Source organism: Hyphomicrobium sp. MC1 (genome assembly GCF_000253295.1).
GTDB lineage: Bacteria > Pseudomonadota > Alphaproteobacteria > Rhizobiales > Hyphomicrobiaceae > Hyphomicrobium_B.
Window position 1 is genome coordinate 4,216,832 of the sequence record NC_015717.1, and the last position, 20,603, is coordinate 4,237,434.

15 protein-coding genes and 1 tRNA gene are annotated in these 20,603 nt (G+C 60.0%); 6 read left to right on the top strand and 10 right to left on the bottom strand.

What is annotated here, in order from left to right; genetic code table 11:
- Window positions 1-100: 100 nt before the first annotated feature.
- From HYPMC_RS20285 to prmB, 4 genes are all read left to right on the top strand, one after another.
- Window positions 101-1,264 carry a thermonuclease family protein gene (locus HYPMC_RS20285; RefSeq protein ID WP_013949985.1) on the top strand — a complete coding sequence of 388 codons (1,164 nt, stop codon included), beginning with the start codon at window positions 101-103 and terminating at the stop codon, window positions 1,262-1,264.
- Window positions 1,265-1,973: 709 nt separating this feature from the next.
- Entirely contained in the window at window positions 1,974-3,332 is a 1,359-nt protein-coding gene (locus tag HYPMC_RS20290; protein ID WP_013949988.1) for a DUF2541 family protein, read from the top strand.
- A gap of 244 nt (window positions 3,333-3,576) precedes the next feature.
- Window positions 3,577-4,677, top strand: coding sequence for a fatty acid desaturase (locus tag HYPMC_RS20295; protein WP_244421070.1), 1,101 nt, complete (start codon window positions 3,577-3,579; stop codon window positions 4,675-4,677).
- Between the two features lie 24 nt (window positions 4,678-4,701).
- Complete coding sequence (prmB, locus tag HYPMC_RS20300) at window positions 4,702-5,619, top strand: 50S ribosomal protein L3 N(5)-glutamine methyltransferase (protein WP_013949990.1); 918 nt, start codon at window positions 4,702-4,704, stop codon at window positions 5,617-5,619.
- A 53-nt stretch (window positions 5,620-5,672) separates the two neighbouring features.
- On the opposite strand, the gene HYPMC_RS20305 is transcribed toward prmB, so the two are convergent.
- From HYPMC_RS20305 to HYPMC_RS20345, 9 genes are all read right to left on the bottom strand, one after another.
- Window positions 5,673-8,522, bottom strand: a complete 2,850-nt coding sequence (locus HYPMC_RS20305) for a phosphoenolpyruvate carboxylase (protein ID WP_041301147.1) — start codon at window positions 8,520-8,522, stop codon at window positions 5,673-5,675.
- A 109-nt stretch (window positions 8,523-8,631) separates the two neighbouring features.
- Window positions 8,632-9,531, bottom strand: coding sequence for a succinate--CoA ligase subunit alpha (gene sucD, locus HYPMC_RS20310; protein ID WP_013949992.1), 900 nt, complete (start codon window positions 9,529-9,531; stop codon window positions 8,632-8,634).
- An 18-nt stretch (window positions 9,532-9,549) separates the two neighbouring features.
- Window positions 9,550-10,716, bottom strand: a complete 1,167-nt coding sequence (locus HYPMC_RS20315) for a malate--CoA ligase subunit beta (RefSeq protein WP_013949993.1) — start codon at window positions 10,714-10,716, stop codon at window positions 9,550-9,552.
- Between the two features lie 43 nt (window positions 10,717-10,759).
- On the bottom strand, window positions 10,760-11,716 hold the full coding sequence (locus tag HYPMC_RS20320) for a CoA ester lyase (protein WP_013949994.1): 957 nt from the start codon (window positions 11,714-11,716) through the stop codon (window positions 10,760-10,762).
- A 102-nt stretch (window positions 11,717-11,818) separates the two neighbouring features.
- Window positions 11,819-13,039, bottom strand: coding sequence for an aminotransferase class V-fold PLP-dependent enzyme (locus HYPMC_RS20325; RefSeq protein ID WP_013949995.1), 1,221 nt, complete (start codon window positions 13,037-13,039; stop codon window positions 11,819-11,821).
- Between the two features lie 238 nt (window positions 13,040-13,277).
- Window positions 13,278-13,901, bottom strand: coding sequence for a response regulator transcription factor (locus HYPMC_RS20330; protein WP_024274918.1), 624 nt, complete (start codon window positions 13,899-13,901; stop codon window positions 13,278-13,280).
- Between the two features lie 230 nt (window positions 13,902-14,131).
- Entirely contained in the window at window positions 14,132-16,156 is a 2,025-nt protein-coding gene (locus HYPMC_RS20335; RefSeq protein ID WP_013949998.1) for an FUSC family protein, read from the bottom strand.
- Entirely contained in the window at window positions 16,156-16,644 is a 489-nt protein-coding gene (locus HYPMC_RS20340; protein WP_013949999.1) for a MarR family winged helix-turn-helix transcriptional regulator, read from the bottom strand. The genes HYPMC_RS20335 and HYPMC_RS20340 overlap by 1 nt, the downstream gene beginning before the upstream one ends.
- A gap of 218 nt (window positions 16,645-16,862) precedes the next feature.
- Window positions 16,863-16,939, bottom strand: a tRNA-Arg gene (locus tag HYPMC_RS20345).
- 587 nt (window positions 16,940-17,526) lie between these two features.
- Between HYPMC_RS20345 and HYPMC_RS23485 the strand changes: the two genes are divergently transcribed.
- Window positions 17,527-18,216 carry an outer membrane protein gene (locus HYPMC_RS23485; RefSeq protein ID WP_024274919.1) on the top strand — a complete coding sequence of 230 codons (690 nt, stop codon included), beginning with the start codon at window positions 17,527-17,529 and terminating at the stop codon, window positions 18,214-18,216.
- Window positions 18,217-18,323: 107 nt separating this feature from the next.
- Window positions 18,324-19,256, top strand: coding sequence for a thermonuclease family protein (locus tag HYPMC_RS20355; RefSeq protein WP_244420937.1), 933 nt, complete (start codon window positions 18,324-18,326; stop codon window positions 19,254-19,256).
- Window positions 19,257-19,261: 5 nt separating this feature from the next.
- Here HYPMC_RS20355 and HYPMC_RS20360 read toward each other — a convergent pair whose 3' ends face one another.
- Entirely contained in the window at window positions 19,262-20,299 is a 1,038-nt protein-coding gene (locus tag HYPMC_RS20360; RefSeq protein ID WP_013950004.1) for a CarD family transcriptional regulator, read from the bottom strand.
- Window positions 20,300-20,603: the final 304 nt, after the last annotated feature.

Genomic DNA, 20,603 nt, shown 5'->3' on the forward strand with positions numbered 1-20,603 from the left:
ATCACATGCAAATGCTTGTGGGCTGCACGATGGAGCCAAAGGGCTGCCATCATTCGTCCCAAAATGCTTAAATCGATTCATGCTCGGGGAGGTGCGCTCGATGTTCGGGTGGCGCAGGCGCAGTGAAGGCTTTGAATGGAAGGAATACGTGCGGACGACCATTCTCGTTCGCCGGGCCGACCGTCAGCGCCGGATTGAAGATGCGCGCGTTGCCGCCATCGAGAAGGTCAAGAACGTCGCCGACGCGGGTGTCGATGCCGGGCGAGCCGGGGCGTTCGCTGCCAAAAGCGGCGTCATGCGCGTGCTGGCGTTCATCGGACATGCCATCGCCGACGTCGCAATTGCGATCTTCTGGGGCATTGTTCGCTGGGTCTCATTCGGCTGGAGCGTTTTGAAGGATGCAACGCGCGCACTTTTGACGCCACTGCGTAGCGCGATCCGCATTCCTGCTGATGCAGCGCGCGACAAGCTCAAACTGATGCCGGACATCGCACGAAAATCGCCGATCAAGGCGCATCACCTCATCAGCGCGGGGCTGTTTCTTCTGCTCATCTATGTCGGCGGCCCGATGCTGAGAAGCGCCGACGGTATCGGCACGTCGGATCTCAATATCTCGACCGGCTCGATCGATGCTTCGCACCAAGTCACCATTTCGAATGAAATCTCAGGTTCGGCAGCCGCGCTGACGGGCGACACGATGCGGGTCGATGGGACCCTCGTGCGCCTCGCTGGCATTGAAGCGCCGGCGGCAGCGCAGCCCTGCCATCGGGCGAACGGCCGACGCTGGAATTGCGCTTCCGCCGCCCGTTTAGGCCTCAACAAGATCGTCCGCGGCCATAAGGTGACATGCACGTCGTCCGGCCAGGACGATAGCGGACGAACGCTTGCAAGCTGCGTGATCGACGGTTCGCAGGACGTCGCGAGGATGCTCGTACGGGACGGCTACGTTTTCGCGACGGATAAATCGTTCTTCGGCTCGCTCAGCAGCGACGAGGGCGGCGCACGCGAGGCCAAGCGCGGCATCTGGCAGGGTGAAGTTCTCAGACCGCAAGACTGGCGCAACCAGACCTGGGAGGCGGCTAAGCGCGACGCGCCCGACGGCTGCCCGATCAAGGGGGTCATTAGGGCATCGGCGAAGATGTACGCCCTGCCCTGGTCGGATGCCTATGCCAAGGCGCGGGTGCGGACCGCACGCGGCGAGCGGTGGTTCTGCAGCGAAGACGAGGCGAAAGCTGCGGGCTTCGCGCCATGGGATAAATCTTGAACTGCCGGTATTGGCGTTGAGTGCTGCCCGGCAAAAAAAATCCCGCAGCCGGGGGAGACTGCGGGGTGCAAACCGACCTTCACGCCATTGGGGTCGTGGGACGGCGCAAAAGATCTGCACAGATTATACAGCTAAAGGTGGCAAAAATTTCAAGCGCCGGAGACGCGTGATTCTTTTTTGTCATCAAGATGTGCCTGCTTTGCCGTCTCATCGATGCGCGAATGCAACGATTGCAAGCCCCGCAAAACAACAAAGTTTCTTTTATGGAATGTCGGCTGTGCTGTGGCAGCATCAAACTTGAGACGCTAATGAACTAGGAAAAGCGCGCGAGAGCGTCGTGTCTCTCCCAACCACCTCCGTACCACAGCTCGCGACCCTGCAACCGTAAGTTCTCAGAGCTGCCGAAAGACGCGAGCGATGAAACGGCGGATGTCTTTAAACCGCCGTCCGCTGCAGAAGCCCGGCTAATGGTCTTTACACTGGCAAAATAAATCGGTGTGCAAACGTTCATACAGCAACCGAATTCCGATTCTTCTTTAGCTCGCACAAGTCTCGGACAGGACAGTCAGAAGTCTGTGTTGCAGATTCACACCATCGTTTTTTCTGAACAGCCAAACGTTGGCTTGAGCGCTCCCGGTTTTGAAACGCTGCCGCTAAAGTGCCGCCGTTGCAGGGGCACGGGCGTTAGTAACCAGAGGGGTTCAAGTTTATGTTGCGCAGACTGGTACTGGGGCTGTGCGCCATCATGGCCACAGGCGCCGCAGGTGTAAGCGGCGTTGGAACAGTCACTGTCGTCGGAGCCGGGGCGGGTGTTGCCGGCCTCATCAGCACTTCGACAGTCGCCGAAGCTCAATCGTGGCGCCATCGGCACCATCGCCACCGGTATCATTATCGCCGCGGCGATCAGCTTATTCTCATTGCCGAAACCGACGTCGACCTGTCTCTCGACCGCTATACGATCGATGTGCGGCAAGCTAAAGGCGCCTACAAAGGCATTCGCATCAAGAATGCTATGGGCAAACTTTTCGACGTCCGGCGCGTCCAGATCGTCTACAGCGACGGTTCGGTGTGGAACGAAGACCGCCAGATCGACATGTATTGGGGCGAGCGCAGCCGTCCCATCAATCCGACCTACGAAAACAAGTTTATCGATCAGATCAAGATTGAGCAGGTACCCGGCTATGGCCGCGGGCGGCTCCAGATCATCGGCATTCAGGATCGCGAAGGCCGCGAAATGGATCGCGGCGGTCCTGACTACAGCAGCAGACAGCCCAGCCGGGTGATATCGAACAACGATATCTCTGTGCGCCCGACGGTCCCGGTCGCGTCACCGGCGACGCCGGGCCAGCCGACGGCGGGCGGCGACGTTCTATTCGGAGCCCAGTACGTCGGCTTCCTGACCGACCGCGACGTCATTCGTATCGGACCGGAAATCGGCAAGTTCTCGAAGATTCGGCTGCGCGTCCTCGATAACGACATTCACATCAAAGAGATGAAGATCGTCTACGCTAACGGCGAAGCCGACACACTGGCGATCAATGCCGACATTCCCAAAAACTCCAGGACGAATTGGATCGACCTCAGGGGCGACCGCTTCATTAAGGAAATCCAGCTCGTCTATCGCTCACGGCCAAACTTCAATGGGCAAGCCCGGATCGAAATCTTCGGCCGTTACGCGCCGGGTTGGCTTGGCCCGAACGGCGAAGGCCGCAAGTATAATCAGGGCTGGGTGCTGCTCGGCGCACAGACCGCGGGCTTCATTGGCTTCGACAAGGACATTATCCCGGTCGGCAGCAACGAAGGCGGCTTCCGGCGCCTGCGCGTAACGGTTCGCGACCGCGCAATCACGCTTAACGAGGTCAAAGTCGTCTACGCCGACGGCCAGGAAGAGACCATTCCGATCCGCACGCGTGTCGACGCAGGCGGCACGTTCGGACCGATCGACCTTAGAATGGGCCGGCGCCACCCGATCGACCATATCGAAGCCAAGTACCGGTCGCGATTCTTCGACTCGTCCGCGAAAGGCAAAGGCTCAGCTATCGTTGAAATCTGGGGCCAACATTACTAGGCTTCGGGCGAATAGCCGGTAGACGGAGAATCATGAGGGCCGGGCACAATCCGGCCCTCTTTTTTTCGCACCAATGCGCGCGGACCGGAGAATACTGAGGGTTTTGCGCAGGAATCGTATCGGATCGACCGATTATCCCGCCGCAAACTCCGTCAACAGCGTTTCGCGAAGTGCGACGAATATGCTACGCGACGCTACCTGTGGCCGGCCGTCGATTCCACTATTGGGGGACCAAGCTTTGAACGTGAGCCTCAAGCAGCCGCTGCAGGCCGACAGTCGTGCCGACGTCTTCACCCGCGATCCGAGACTAGCTCCATCATCCGCCGCAAAGACATTACCGGAGACGCAGAAACAGCGCGTCCGCCGCCTTGCTGCGCATTGCCAAAAGTATCGCGGCTCAGTGCCGAGGCTTGCGATCCAGCAGTTGCTGACGACCATCGTGCCGCTGGTGCTGATCATCGGCGTGATGTTCGCGACCGTCGAGCATGCCTATTGGGCGACGTTGCTGCTTGCCGTTCCTGCTGCCGGGCTTCTGGTCCGGGCCTTTATCATCCAGCACGATTGCGGCCACGGGTCATTCTTTGCGTCGCGGCCGCTCAACGATTTCGTCGGACGCGCCATGAGCGTGCTGACGCTCGCGCCTTACGGCCTGTGGCGCCGGGAGCATGCGCAGCATCACGCGACGTCCGGGAATCTCGATCGCCGCGGTGCCGGCGATATCAATACGATGACGGTGAAAGAATACGTGAAGCTCTCGAAGCTTCGGAAGCTGCACTACAAGCTTTATCGCCATCCGCTATTTTTGTTCGGGCTGGGGGTGCCAGCCTATTTCGTTATCATTCAGCGACTGCCGTGGTTCCATGCCTTGCCGCCGCGTGATGCCTGGAAAAGCGTTCTTGCGCTGAACGTGGGGCTCGTCGCGCTCTATGCGCCGCTCTGCTACTTCTTCGGCGTCGCCAACGTGCTCTGGGTGGGCCTACCGGTGCTGCATATCGCGGCCGCGACGGGCGGCTGGCTGTTCTTCATCCAGCACCAGTTCGAAGAGACGACGTGGGACACTGCCGAAGGCTGGGATTTTCAAGTCGCGGCGCTGCTCGGTTCGTCCTATTACGATCTCCCGAAAGTCCTGAACTGGTTCACAGGCAACATCGGGCTGCATCACATCCATCACCTCAACAGCATGATTCCGAACTACCGGCTTTTCGCTTGCCTTGATGCAAGCCCGGAGTTGAAATCGATCAATCGGATGACGCTGCGCGAGAGCCTTCGATGCACGCGATTGAAGCTCTGGGACGAAGACCAGCGCCGCCTCATCGGCTTCGACGAACTTCCAGCAACCGCTTAAAGATTATTGCGTTCGCGCATTGCCATGACGACAGATCTAGCGCGAGCGCCGATTGATGATCTCGTCACTATTCGTGACTGGCTGCGCTATGCCGTGACCCATATGAGCCGGGCGCATCTCGTCTATGGACACGGCACGTCCAATGCCGTCGACGAGGCTGCATTTCTTATTCTATCGCAGCTTGATCTGCCGATTGACGACGTCAATCCCTGGCTCGATTGCCGGCTGACGACAGATGAGCGCCAAAGCATCGCTTCGCTCATTGCAGAGCGCATCGATATGCGTAAGCCAGCGGCTTACCTGACGCATGCGGCCTACATCCAGGGGCGAAAATTCTACGTCGATGAACGCGTGATCGTGCCGAGGTCGTTCATCGGCGAGCTGCTGGTCGAAGATCAATTGGCGGCGATCGTTCCCGATCCGATGGCCGTGACGCGCGTGCTCGATCTTTGCACCGGATCGGGTTGTCTTGCCATTCTCGCAGCGGAAGCGTTTCCGAACGCCAAGATCGATGCCGCTGACATTTCAGAAGATGCCCTGGCAGTTGCGCAGCGCAATATTCGCGATTACGGGCTGGAGGAACGCGTCCACACGTTCAAGTCGGATTTGTTCGATGGCCTGCCGGCCGGGACGTACGACCTCATCATCTCCAACCCGCCGTATGTGACGGCCGATGCCGTCGCGGCGTTTCCGCCGGAGTATCAGGCCGAGCCGACGCTTGCGCATCTTGGCGGCGCCGACGGGATGGATCTCGTGCATCGCATCTTGCGCGACGCGCCGAAACGGCTGGCACCAGGTGGCGGCATCATCGTTGAAATCGGAGATGGGCAGGCGACGCTTGAAGCAGCGCGGCCGGATCTGCCGTTCCTGTGGCTCGATACCGAGACCAGCAAAGCCGAAGTGCTCGCGCTTTTTGCCGACGATCTGAAAGCAATGAAATAAAACGGCGAGCGGCCGTGGCAAAAGCCAGCGTCCGCCCGCGGATAGTCGCCACCTCAGCCGAAGGCGCCGAAGTGGTGCGAGATGCCGGTGCCGATCTCGCGAATGAACTCGTACGAGATTTCCATCGGCGTCAGGATTTCCGTTTCCAAGCGCGCGTAGTCGTCGATGCCGCGCGGACGATAGCTCGCCTGCTCGTCGAAGGACTTCGCGGTCAGGTTCTTTTCGTCGTGCGGGAACGCTTTGCGCAGGATGCTCAGAACTTCCGGAATTTCCAAGCTCAGGGCCATCTCGAGCACCTGCGCATGCGAAAGTCCGTCCTGCGGGGCGAAGCGCGGAAGCTGCGCAGCCAGAATGAAAATGCGCATGATCAGCGCGAGGCGGATCGCCTGCAGGAGATCGAGTTCGAGCCGGTTCTCGTCAGGGACCATGCCATCTTCGATGTTCAAATCGGCGAGGATGGCGTGAAGGTCGATGGCGTCGAGACGCAGCAGATGGACGAGTTCGGAGACGTCGCCATAACGATCATCCGGCAGCAGATGCGTCGCGAGCGTACGGAAGGCGCTGTTCAGCGCTTCCTCACGGCCCCATGAGGCGCGCGACGCCCAAAGCCCGGCATTGAAGACTTGAGCGTTCGCGGCCATGGCATTGAGGCTCGACATCGTCTTGCCGTGCGCAATCATTGCAAGCAGCGACTGCAATCGCTTCGACTTTTTCGCAAGTTTATAGAATCGGTCGCGATCGACGCCGACAGCGGCGCCAAGACCGGCGACGACGTTGGCGATATAGCCGAACTGCTGGAGAATGGCATTGTTCGGGATGGCGCGCATGCGGGCCGGGTTGCCGCGGTCGGATGCGTGATCGCCCTGGCGCTTTACCGGACGAGACCCTGTCTTGAACAACAGGTTCGGTCCGAAGGCGCCGAGGACAGCGCGATATCCATCGTGCGCGAACAGGTCCTGCTGGAAGCCGCGAAGACGCAGGAAGAAGTCAAAGCTGAAATCCTGCGCCGAATAAAACGGATCCTTTTCAGCGGGCGGGATGTCGCCATCCATCACGATGGTTGCGAGCGCGCGGGTCGTTAAAGCGCGGTTGCCGAAGAAGACATAGCCGTCGCCGCCCTGGAAGCTCGTCTCGTGCTTCACGGGAATGTTGGCGGCGCCGAAGCGGCGGCGTGCTTCATTCGTCATCACGTAGTGCAGACGACGGTAAAGCGTGCCGGGATGCGCACCGCGGCCCATCGACTCGCCGTGGGTCGAAAAGAGCAGCGTCTCGATGCCTTCGAGCTTGGCGGCGTCGACGATCCCGGCCAGCGCCTTGTAGTAGCGTTCGACGGCCAGCGTCGCCGAGATTTGTCCGATGAACCGGCCAGCGTCGGAGAAGCCAGTTTGAATGCTGATCCGCTTTCGGCCGATCACGTACTCGCGGTAGGCCTCTTCTTCGATGAGGCGCTCCATGATGCGTGCGCCATTCTCAAGACCCGTCGGAGTTTCGAAAAGCGGAGAGATATCGGTGATGTGATCGACGCCGAAGAGCTTGGCGAAGAACACTGCAATCAAAACCGTTGCAGGCGACTCGCATTCGGCGATGAGGAAGCGGATCGGCGTTTCCTTATCGACGTGCTTCATGATCTGCGCGGTAAGCGCAAACTGGCGGATCGCAGTCGCGGTTTCGAGATCGAGCGTCGCGAAGTTGACCGTCTCGCGCGGCGTGTTCTTGATCATCTCGACAATGCGCTTCAGCGACTGACTTTCGGTCAGATCGCGCGTCCACGGCTCGTGCACGTAAGCGCGGAATGCGTTGTGGAGCTGCAGGGCGTTGATGCGCAGGTGGATATGCGACATGCCGAGGCCGGTTGCCTCGACGAGGCCGGCGAGCGCGGCGGTGGCGCGCTTCATCTGCGGCGCCTGGACCGCATCGATCAGATTGTTGAAGAGAGCCTGTAGCGCCTCGACCGTCAGCAGGTTGTAGCCGTCCGTCTTTGTCATGACGTTGGCGGCCTTGGCGAGGCCTTCGGTGTTGTTGGCGAAGCTTTCGAGCGCCTTCAATTGCTCATCGACGGCAGCGATGCCGAGATCGAGCTTGCCGACGATCTGACGAGCGACGCGTTGTGCGGCGTCACCGCTTTCGAGCTTGTGCTTCAGGACGACGAAGCGTTCGCGGATATCGGCCAAGGCGGCGCGCTTCTCGCGAAGGCGGGTTTCAAACGAGAACGTCCAGGTGATGTCGGTGCGGCCGTCAAGATCGTAGCCGACCCACGACGCAAACGTCGTCAGCCTCGGGCGCACTTTGAACGCCGCGTCACCGAACTTCTGCGACGCGACGCTATAGAAGCCGTGCAACAGTTCTTCGTAGGCATTGCGCAGGTTGCGGATCGCATCCTGGGCGCACTTGTGCTCGTGATGGAGCGTCAGCTTATCTTCCGGGCGATGCGGTAAGCCGATCGTGACGTCGGACGTTGGATCGGAAACCGCGATATCGACCATGCGCCGGTAGAGCGCGTCGGAAAGGCCGAACGTCGGATGCGCGGTCAGAACGATGCCGGTGCGGGCACGCGACCAACGCTCTTCAAACGCTTTGAGATTGTTGCCGGACTCGGTTGCCGTCTTTTCGACGTAGGCCGTGAAGTCCTTCAGCGTGGTCGCCTGATCGACATAGCCGACCTTCTCGCGCAGGCCACGGGCGCGGCGAACGAAGGCCCGATCCATCAGCCGGCCGGCAAGGCCCTTCATCTCGTCGAACGACACTTCGCCCGCCTCAAGACGCCGAGACATGTCGAACGCGACGTTCAAAATCGGGTTGAGCGAAGGGTTATCGGGAATTTGCGCTCTAAGACGCTTCAGCTGATTGATCAGCTCGATTTCGTCGAGCTTGTTCGAGCCAACAGCGGGCGTCGTATCCTGCATCACCAAAGGCTCCATGTCCCATCGTGCGGGACAGAATTCTCATGAAGATTCATAGTGTAGCGAAGTGGACGGCCGGAGGCAAAACACGCACGCTCCGGCCGAACCAAACTTAAGCTACCTTGCGGACCTGACCGAGGACCTGGGCAACGGTCGAGCCCATTTCCGACGGCGTCGGCGCAATCGTGACGCCGCAGCCCTTCAGTATCTCGACCTTTTCAGCGGCCGATTCACCGAATGCTGAGACGATGGCGCCAGCGTGGCCCATGCGACGGCCCTTCGGCGCCGACAAGCCAGCGATGTAGGCGATCACGGGCTTCTTCATGTGCTCTTTGGCGAACATGCCGGCTTCGGCTTCCTGCGGGCCGCCGATTTCGCCGATCATCAGAACGGCGTCGGTCTCCGTATCCGCCTCGAAAGCTTCAAGAACGTCACGGTGCGATGAACCGTTGATCGGATCGCCGCCGATGCCGACCGACGTCGAGACGCCGATGCCGAGCGCTTTCAGCTGTTCCGCCGCCTCGTAACCGAGCGTGCCCGAGCGGCCAACGATGCCGACGCGGCCCGGCAGGTAGATGTGACCCGGCATGATGCCGAGCATCGCCTTGCCCGGCGAGATCGTACCGGCGCAATTCGGGCCGGTCAGAACCATGCGGCTTTCTTTCTTGTAGCGGCGCATGTAGCGCTTCACGCGGATCATGTCCTGAGCAGGAATGCCGTCCGTGATGCAGACGCAGTATTTGATGCCCGCGTCGGCTGCTTCCATGATCGCGTCGGCCGCAAACGGCGGCGGCACGAAGACGATAGAAGCTTCAGCGCCGGTCTCGTCGACCGCGCCCTTGACGGTGTTGAACACCGGGCGGCCGAGGTGAGACGTGCCGCCCTTGCCGGGCGTCACGCCGCCGACGACGTTGGAGCCATAGTCGATCATTTCCTGAGCGTGAAAGGTGCCGATACGTCCGGTGAAGCCCTGGATCAGGATCGGCGTCTTTTCATTGATAAAGATTGCCATTGGTGCGTTTCTCCGGATTTAGGCCGCTTTTTTCGTTGCTTCGACAGCCTTTTTCGCCGCTTCCGCCAGCGTTTCTGCACTGATGACGGTGAGGCCGCTGGTGTCGATGATCTTACGGCCTTCCTCGACGTTCGTTCCGGCGAGGCGAACAACAATCGGCATTGTGATGTTCAATTCCTTCACGGCATCGACGACGCCCTTTGCAACCCAGTCGCAGCGGTTGATGCCGGCAAAGACGTTGACAAGGATGGCGCGAACGTTCTTGTCGCGAAGCACGGCACGGAACGATTTCGTTACGCGTTCGGGCGAGGCACCGCCGCCGATGTCGAGGAAGTTCGCCGGTTCGCCACCTGCGAGCTTGATCATATCGAGCGTTGCCATCGCGAGACCAGCGCCGTTGACGATGCAGCCGATGTCGCCGTCGAGACCGACGTAGGACAGGCCGCGGTCGGACGCGTACGTCTCGCGCGGATCTTCCTGGCTCTTGTCGCGCAGCTCGGCGATGTGCGGACGACGGAACAGCGCGTTCTCGTCAAACGACATCTTAGCGTCGAGGGCGAGGACCTGCTTTTCCTTGGTGATGACGAGGGGATTGATCTCAACCATCATCGCGTCGAGGTCACGGAAAGCGCGGTAAGCGCCCATGATCGCGGGCACGATCTTGTTGACGATTTCGGGATCAACGCCGAGGCCAAACGCGATCTCGCGCGCCTGGAACTGCTGCATGCCCACGGCCGGATCGACCTGCACGCGGATAATGGTATCGGGCTGGGTTGCGGAGATCTCTTCGATATCCATGCCGCCCGCTGCCGACGCGACAACGACGATGCGCTCTGCCGCGCGGTCCATCACGAAGCCGAGGTAGATTTCGCGGTCGATGTTCGTCGCTTCTTCGATGTAGAGGCGCGAGACCAGCTTGCCGGCCGGTCCCGTCTGAGTGGTGACGAGCTTGCGACCGAGCATCGACTCGGCGGCTTCCTCGATCTCCCGTTCGTTGCGGCAGAGCTTGACGCCACCCGCCTTGCCGCGGGCGCCAGAATGGATCTGGGCCTTGACGACAACGGGGTGACCAAGCTCGCTCGCGCGGTAGGTCGCCTGCTCAGGAGAATACGCCAATCCACCGCGGGGGATCGGCACGCCAAACTTCGTAAGAAGCTCTTTCGCCTGGTATTCGTGAATGTCCATTATTGGACCTCCTTAGGATTGTTCGACGTTTCCTGGCTGTTTTTTATTTCGCGCGCGCAGCTTCTGCGGCTTTGATCGCGGCAGCCGTGACGAGCAGGTTACGCGCCATCTTTTCCGAGGCTGCGTCGATCATCTTGCCGTCGAGAGAAGCGGCGCCCTTACCCTGGGCTTCGGCTTCCTTCAGAGCGACGAGAATGCGCTCAGCGCGCTCGACTTCCTTGGCGGTCGGCGAATAGATCTCGTTCGCGAGTTCAATCTGCGAGGGATGGATGGCCCACTTGCCTTCCATGCCGAGAGCCGCGCCACGGCGCGCTGCTGCCTTGTAGCCTTCCGGATCGTCGATGCCGCCGAACGGTCCGTCGATCGGACGAAGACCGTAAGCGCGACAGGCAACGGTCATGCGCGACAGCGGGAAGTGCCACTGATCGCCCGGATAATCGGGGTTCAGGCCGCCGATGACGACGGTGCGCGCCTTGTTGAAGGCGGAGTAATCGGCCACACCGAAGTGCATCGATTCCAGACGGCTTGGAGCAGAAGCGATGGCTTCGACGTTGGCCATGCCGAGCGGCGTTTCGATGAGCGCCTCGGTGCCGATCTGGTTCTTCAGGCCCTTGGCGACTTCGATCTGGCTGACGATGCATTCAACCGTGTAGACGTCGGCAGGAACGCCGACCTTCGGGATGAGGATCGTGTCGAGCTTGGCGCCAGCCTGCTCACAAATGTCGACGACGTCACGATACATGTAGTGGGTGTCGAGGCCGTTGATGCGAACCGAGACACTCTTGCCGGCGCCCTTCCAATCGAGATCGTTCAGCGCCTGGATGATGTTCTTACGGGCCTGCTCTTTTTCGGGCGGCGCAACAGCGTCTTCGCAATCGAGGAAGACATAGTCGGCGGCGCTCTTGATGGCGCGGTCGATCATGCTCGGGTTGGAGCCCGGAACCGCGAGGTATGAACGCTGCAATCTCTGTTTGCGGAGCGGGAACTGCGAAAAGCTCATTGGGAGGTTGCCTTCCTAGATTTGAGACGTGTTTTTGTTTCGATCGCGAAGCGAATGAGAAAGAGCGCCCGGCCTTCACTGAAGCCGGGCGCTTTTAATTTGTTAGGCAGCCTTGGCCTGAGCCGGCGTCACGCTCGTCGCTGACTTCGTCGCGGTCTTGGAGAAGTACTCCGCAGCAGCGCCCGTGCCTGAGCCGAGCTTGATGTTGATGCCCGAGTCTTTGAGCGCCATTTCGACTGCGAAGAGAACACCACCGACCATGAACTCATCGACGGCACCGAGGTGGCCGATGCGGAACACCTTGCCAGCGACCTTGTTGAGGCCGGTTCCGAGCGACGTGTTGTAGCGGTAGTAAGCCGTCTTCAGGACGGCGTTCGCATCGGCACCTTCCGGAACGAGGATCGCCGACACCGTGTCCGAATGCCACTTCGGCTCCTTGGCGCAGAGCTTCAGGCCCCATGCGTCAACGGCAGCGCGAACGCCAGACGCCATGCGGTGATGGCGAGCAACGACGTTATCGATGCCTTCAGCAAGGATCAGATCGAGCGAAGCACGCAGGCCGCGGATGAGCTGCGTAGCCGGCGTGTAGGGGAAGTAGCCAAGATCGTTGGTCTTGATCATGTCTTCCCAAGAGAAGAAGCAACGGTTCATGCGGCCGTTGACGCTCTTGTTGACGTCGAGTGCCTTCTGGCTGACGGCGAGGATGCCGAGGCCGGTCGGAAGCATGAAGCCCTTCTGCGAACCGGAGACGCAGCAGTCGACGCCCCATTCGCCCATGCGCATCTCAAGCGAGCCGACGGAAGAAACGCCGTCAACGAAGAGAAGTGCGGGGTGCTTTGCAGCGTCGAGCGCCTTGCGGACGCCGGCGATATCAGACGTCACGCCCGTCGCGGTTTCGTTGTGCGTGGCGAAGACGGCCTTGATCTCGTGGTTCTTATCCTTAGCGAGGATATCGGCGTACTTTTCGAGCGGCACGCCCGTGCCCCACTCTTCGTCGCACAGCTCGACCTTGAGGCCAAGGCGCTCAGCCATATCGACCCAGAGCAGCGAGAACTGACCGAAGCGGCTCATCAGAACTTTGTCGCCAGGGGCAAGCGTGTTCTCGATCGCCGATTCCCAAGCGCCGGTGCCCGACGACGGGAAAATGAAAACGCGGCCGTCCTTCATCTTGAAGACCTTCTTCAGGTCTTCGAAGATCGGAAGCGTGAACTTCGGGAATTCCGGAGAACGCATGTCCTCCATCGGAACGTTCATGGCCATACGCACGGCATCGGGAATCGTGGTCGGGCCGGGAATGAAGAGATGTGGCGTAATCAAATTCATATGAAGCGCTCCTCCACGCTGCGTTGAGCCAAGCCGACGACCCCCGACGCAGCAGGGGAGACGTTCCGGCATGCTTTTGCTGATCCTTCCGCCCGATCGCAGATACGGGCGTCAAGTCTTAACTAGCAGGCGGACAGTGACGGTGGGAATGGAAATCTATCAACACCCTGTTGGGCAGGACGAGCTACCCACCTCGTCGTGCTTTGGTGCTGCAATTCAGCGCCTTTTTGCGACAGCGTTATTGCTGCTCCGAACGGTTAACGGAGACATGCAGTGCAACAGCCATGGCGCGATTCGAAACGCCTAATTTGTCGTACAAATTTTTCAGATGGTATTTCACCGTGTTGCGCGAAATGCCTGTGCGCGCCGCGATCTGCAAGTTGGTCCAGCCGTTCGCAAGTGCAGCAAGCAACTCACGCTCGCGCGCCGTCAGACCTTCGAGCGGGTCGTGGTTCAAAAGATCAATATCGACATACGGCAGCGACAAGCGGCCACGCGCGACCGAAACGACAGCTTCGAGCAGAACCTGCGGATCTTCGGTCTTGGAGACGAAGCCCCAGGCACCGCCTTTGATGGCTTGCCGTAGCACCTCGTTGGAACGCTCACCCGTGTAGATGATGATTCGGGTCTGCCACTTCTCTTGCTTGACGCGCTGAAGCACGGCGCCGCCGGTCATGTCGGGCAATGTCCAGCCGACGACGGCGATCTCGACCGGCTTCGTCTTAAGAGCGTTGAGCAACGATTCACCCGTCGGGTGCACACCGCACACGGTAAAGCGCCCGTCGCGCTCAATCAGCGCTTCGAGACCTGCACGTACGACCGGATTTTGATCGGCGATCGTGACCTCGATCTTGGCCGCCATTCCCGCAATACTCTCCTCAATGCCTGGCGGCGGTTTCCAGGCGTCAACGAGCCCGCCTCGAAACTGGCGACCCCACCCGACAAAACTGCGAGCCTTTATGTTATTGTCGCAGTTATGGATTTCCAAGGCAAGGAGGGACCTCAACCCCTTGGGATTGCGCCAGATTATCGCAATCAAAAGTTGAGGGAAGGCCGTCGCAAAAAGCCGCTGCGCAGCGACCGGGTCGCGCCTCACGCCGTTTCTTTGAGATGTTGCACCATTGGCTTGTAGGGCTGGGCATCTGGAAATAGGCCTCGGCGCAAACCGTAGAGGCCGACTTGGGCAGTCCGCAGATCCCTGTCCTCGAACGATGCGATCAGGTCTAGCGTCTCGTCGATGGAGGCCAGCAGCTCTTGCGACGGGGTTTGACGCGTCGTCGAAAAATGCTGTGCGACGCCATCGAGGACCCTTCCCAGCGCGCGATGTATCGGCCGGGGTTGATCATGATCAATGCGACGCAGCTCGACGATGTTGATGCCGATGCGCACATCAGTCAGGAGCGCGGCTGTATCCTCCGAGTCCTCCGGAGGAAGCGCATCCAATCGCGTCGCGATAAGGCCGACGCGATCGAGCATCAAAGCGGCAAGCTTCAGGCTATCCTGTGCCTCCTTTTTTTGTGCCGCTCTGACAAGTTCGAGGCGGTTTATTCGGCGCAGGCGTCGCGCGCTCCATGCCGTTTCCACGGTCCGCGTCAGTCTCGTTACGATGACTGCAATCCAGATTCCGACGACAAACGAAATGGCGCCATTTGCGAAGGTGGCGAAATTGGCCTGATAGCTATTCTGAATGGCGATCGTGGACGCACCCACGACCGATCCGCCGATGCCCCACATCGCCCATTTCGGCTGCGTCATTGCGATGCCGCAAAGAATAAGACCGGGAGCGAGGGCAAGCGCCAACGTTTCGAAGCTCGTCGCGCGTGGCAGAAGTGCGAAAAGATAGATGGCCGCTCCGATGATGCCGACGATTCCGGCATTGGCGAAGGTGATCATGTGCGGGGCTGGATCGTCCTGGGTCGCGAAGAAGCACATCGCAACTGCCGCCATCATCGCAGCCGATGAGCCATCGGGCCAACTCACCGCAATCCAAAAAACATTCACGGCCACAATCGCAATAAAGGTGCTGACGGCCGAGAGGCCGGCCATGGTGTGGTCACGGTGGCGAACGGTTCGCGCTTGCGTCGAATACCGGAAGGCGAGTTCCTCAGCCGGCGGCTCGCCCGTCGCCACGGCACGCCGCAGCATCAGAAAATCCTGGCGTAGATCGACGTAATCAGACAGGCGTGCTGCCAGCGTCCTGCATGCCAGAACTTTTGCATCCGGGATTTTGACCCCGGCCGGATCGGCTTCGCTGATCGCCTTGTGCAGGGTGGCTACCGCATTTGGATCGTCATTATCCGAGTTGGTCCAATCTTTGATGTCCTGCAGAAGCTTGCGCATCGAGTCAGGCAAGGCGTGTGCGCGCTCAAGATTGGTGACGCGATCCGATATCGTCGACACGATCGGCAGGAACATGAGCATATGCTGGCGCAACAGCATAAGTGCGCGTCTTTGCTCTTTACCGGTCGTATCCTCATGTTCGAGCGGGGTTATCAGTGCATCAAGCGCCACCGCACGCGCCGCAAGCCGCAATCGATCAGCATGGCTCTCGGCAAAACTCAGCGTGTTGCCGAGGACGCCGACAATCCAGTTCCGTGCGTCGGTTGCCCACGCGCCGAGCCGTGCCGCAAGTACGGGACGCACGGACTGCGGAAAAATCACCGAAGAAAAAACGGCCGCGCAGAGAATCCCAATCGAGATTTCCTCGGTACGCGCCAACGCAGCGTCGAAAATTGAACCAGGCGCATCGACCTCGGGAAAGCCGACCAGCGCTGCGGTATATCCCGCCAGCATCGGCATATAAGATGTCGATGTTCGACTGAGCAAAGAGACATACAGGCAGACGGCGACCCAAAGCGCCATGGCACCGATCAACAGTTCGGGTGTGTTGACGAGATTGGGCACAATGGCGACGCTCGCCGCTGCTCCAAGCATCGTGCCAAGGACGCGAAAAAGCGCCTTCGAGAGTGTGGCGCCGACCAGAACCTGACTGGTGATATAGACGGTTGTCAGCGCCCAGTACGGGCGCGGCAGATCAAGCCACATAGCGATATAGAGCGCAGCGATCGCGGCGGCGAACGTCTTGAGCGCAAATATCCAGTCGCGCCAACCGAACATTACGGATTGGACCTGCGCTGGAGCTTGGCCGCGGGCCTCGTCTCTAAGATTTCGATGTAGTCTTGAATAGACTGGAAAACACGTAAGCAGGCTTCGAGATCAGCAGCAGGGACATCGGCAAAGACAACATCACGCAAATTCGCCAAGCTGGCCTCCAATTTGGAAAAGGCGGCTTGACCGGCCGGAGTCAGGCTCAATTGCTTGGCCCGGCGATCGTTCGGATCCACCTGGCGCTGAATGAGGCCCATTGCGCAGAGTTGATCGAGGTGGCGAACAAGAGTGGGTCCTTCGACGCCCATCGCATCGGCAAGTTCGGTCTGCGTTTGCACGCCAAACCGGCCGAGAAGGATCACTGGCAGCGTTACGGCATCCGATAGTCCGTGAACGCTCGCTACCCCGTCAGCCAAGCGGCGCCAAAGGCGACTTTTTACATAAAGCTCCTGCGTGAAGGCGCGGCGGAGATGACGCGCCTCTTTGCTTGCTGCCATGGAGACGATACCGACCAGGACATTGTTAGCTTGCTATCTATTAGCTTGCTAATCATATGGTCCGTCGACGTCTACAAAAATCTGCGGACGGCGAAATCGTCCCACAGAACCAGAGCCGCAGTTTGCCTGCGCGTCGGGTCCTGGGGACACTTACAAAACATGAGGGGTCAGATTGGCGGCCCGTCGCCCTCAAAGGCGCTGGCGACAGATATGACGAATGGCGACCCCGGCAGGATTTGAACCTGCGACCTACGGTTTAGGAAACCGTTGCTCTATCCAGCTGAGCTACGGGGCCGGCTCTGGCCTTGCGGCCGCGCTTCGTCAGTTCGATTTCCCGGCCCTGCGGCGGGTGCCAAGAGCTATGCGGTCAGCGTTGGCGGAGGTCAAGCGCGGCTCATTGGAGGAGACCTTTGGCGCGATCCTTTCGTGAATTAGATCGCTTCCCGAACGCCTTGCGTGCTCGAATTTAACGTCAGCCACTTCTGGTTGAACTGCGTTTGAGGCCATAGCGGGGCCTGCGAAGAGGGCCGCTCGCGGCTTCATTGCAAGGCAGGGGAACAACTAACTGCTTCAGCTGCGAATAGCTGCCCCTGTCGACAGCCAGAAATAGCCAGCGGTCATGGTGCCGCGAGGGGCTTAACGGCAACGCTTTGAAACAAGATACGAAATGTTTCAAATTGCCTACTTCTCAAAATGCTTAACGTGGCCGACAGTGCGACATGGAATGGCCGCGGACAGCACGCTGGCCGAAGGTGGGGAAGAAAACTCAACGTCATCTCTTTTATGGCGGGATATCCGAAGCATTCCGGTTGACGCACAACCTGGAAAATCGGACCTCCTGACTGACGTTGGGAAGTGGTCATGACGCGAGGGAATGCTCCGATGAAAAAGTCACTGTTCGCGCTGGCCTTGTCGACCATTCTGTTGCCCGCGGGCGGCGCGATGGCTCAGAGCCTTCCCGAAGAGGTGAAACCCATCGGCAGCATGGACTACCCCTATAACCTCGTCGTTCCCAACTATGCCGAGAAGCCGCTCGCCTCGTCGTGGGAGGGTTTCTACTGGAAACCGTCGATCGGCTATAACACCATGTCGTTTAATCGGCTCGGCAGCGCTGATGGCATCACGCTCGGCGCCTCTGGCGGTTACGATTTCCGTTTTGGCAACATCATTTTCGGGCCGACCGCGGATTTGAGCTACGATTTCCTCTACGGCGACAGCTCTCGGGTAGACGGGATCTCGGGCTTCAAAGCGCATACCGACTTCGACGGATCGGTCGGCGCGCGGGCCGGTTTTCTTCTGTTCGATCGCACTTTGATCTACGCCACTGGCGGTTATGCGTTTGCCAATTTGGAAGTGAGGAACGGCAGCCTCGGTGCGAGCGATACCAATATGCTGTCTGGATGGACCGCAGGCGGCGGCATCGAATATCTTTGGAGCGACAGCAACAGTCTGCGTTTCGAATACAAACGGGTCGAATTCTCTGACGAGGGCTTTGATTCTCTGCCGTCAGGTTACAACGACGTAAGCGCCACCATGGACAAATTCAGCTTCGGCTTTGTTCATCGCTTCTGAGTTTCGCGATCGCACGCATCTCAGACGGGCCGCTTGACCGGTTCCCATAAACTTATCTTGTCTCGTCGCGCGCAACGCCAATCCGCTCTTGGCGAACAAGGGCGCGTGTGATCTCTCTTTGTGCCATGGCGGGGAGATGGTGGGCAGGATTGATCGGCGCTGCGGGGCTTTTCGCTTCGCTTGGCGCCGTGGCCGAAGAGGCAAAGGCTCCGCCGCCGTGCACGCTTGAGCCAGGCCCCATCCGAACCGTCACCAGAGTGATCGACGGCGAGACGCTCATCCTTGATGACGGCAAGGCCGTGAGATTGATCGGGGCGCTGGCACCGAGAGCACGCGATGCGGACGCTGATCAAGGCGCGTGGCCGCCTGAGGCCGATGCGGCCAAAGCGTTATCCGACCTGGTGCTGGCAAGGCGTGTGAAGCTGGCGTTTGCAGGGCGCCGGCTCGATCGTTATGGCCGCGAGTTGGCACAAGTATTCGTCATCGACCACGGCCGGGAAGACTGGGTACAGGGCGCACTGTTGCGAGGCGGCTTTGCGCGCGCTTACGGATTGCCGGGAAGCTTTGCGTGCACGCACGAACTCATCGCTAATGAGGCCTATGCGCGGACGCGGCACCTGGGGCTTTGGCAAAACGGCATCTATCGCACGCTCGCCGCCGATCGGCCGGGCGAGATCATGAAGCGGCGCGGCAAATACGAGCGCGTTGGGGGAACGGTCGTTTCCATCGGGCGGACGAAGAGCGCGACGTACCTGAATTTCAGCAACGACTGGCGGAGCGACTTCACGGCGCGGATCGACAAGAAAGTTCTTGCGGCCAATCCGGACTTCGATCGCTCACTCGATGCGCTGACAAATACCACTGTCGTCGTGCGCGGCTGGATCGAACGGCGCAACGGCCCACTGATCGATATCGCCGATCCGTCTCAGCTTGAAGCGGCAGACGATGCGGCAGCTTCACAGACAGAAGCTCCAAAAGAAGCGCGCCCGGCCCCGCCGGAAGGTGCGGAACCGAGCGCTGTAAACTTGAAGTCTCTTTGACGCCGTTAAGCGGCTTCTTCCTCGACCGGCGCGTCAGCTTCCGCCAAGCGGCGGCCTTTGGCGCTCTTGGAGAGGATGTCCGTGATGCGCTGAACGGCGCCACGCTCGTCAAGCTTTTCGACGGCGGCGAGTTCACGGGCCATGCGGTCGAGCGCGTCTTCGTAGAGCTGACGCTCAGAGTATGACTGCTCGGGCTGCGCTTCGGAGCGATAGAGATCGCGAACAACCTCAGCGATCGCGATGAGATCGCCGGAATTGATCTTCGCAACGTATTCCTGCGCGCGGCGGCTCCACATCGTACGCTTGATGCGGGCGCGGCCCTTCAGCGTTTCCATCGCTTTCTTGACCTGGCCCTCGTCCGCCAGCTTGCGCATTCCGACGCTGGCCAGCTTGCCGGTCGGGACGCGCAGCGTCAGCTTCTCCTTGTCGAAGGTGATGACGAAGAGCTCAAGCGACATGCCGGCGATTTCCTGCTCCTCGATGCCGACGATGCGGCCGACGCCGTGAGCGGGATAGACAATGAATTCGTTGGCTTTGAAGCCGTGACGCTGACTGACCGGCTTCTTCTGCACCGCAAGGATCTGGCGCGCTGCGGCAGATTTCTCAGCGGCTTCCTTCGGTGCAGCAGGCTGCTGTGTGCCAGCGACCGGAGCCGAAATCTTCTGGCTGGCGGCCTTGTGCGCATTTGCAGGCACGGCAACAGTGCGCTGAGGCGCGGCTGCAGCGGCGACCTTGGCGTTCAATTGAGCGGCGGCGATGTGCGGCGCGACCGGCGTCGGCCCTGCGACAGGCTTCTTGGCGGCCGGAGCTGCCTCGACCTTTACGGGCTTCGCCGCGACGGGCGCTGCCTTCCTCGTCGTCGTTACGGGTTTCGAGCTGGAGGTCGGCGCGAGCTTGGATTTCGTTGGCGGTTCGGCTTTGGCTTTGGCAGACGGCTTCGCGACCTTATTGGCGCTTGCGCTAACCTTCAAAGGCATGGACTTACGGACGGCACTTTTAGCTGCGGACTTGGGGCTGACCGGAGCTTTCTTCTTTTGAGCCATATCGATCTCTCACTCTCGCATACTGGGCGTTGCCGGGGGGCCGGCTCTGCCGTCAGTCCGCCCTACCTTAAGGACGGAGCATCCGTGCCGCGGACGAGACGACGTCCGAACGGCACGCGCGCATTGATCCGTGCCTCGTCTTTACGAGAGGCCGTCCCCTGCGCGCTCATTTGTGGCCTAGCTTCGCAAATCCCGTCCGACTCTGAATTGGCCCGTTGACGCCCCATAACGTCTTATTGGTTGCTGCTCTTCAGAGTTGAGCAGCCCCCTTTTGTTCGCGGCCGTTCCGGATTTGTGCAGACTT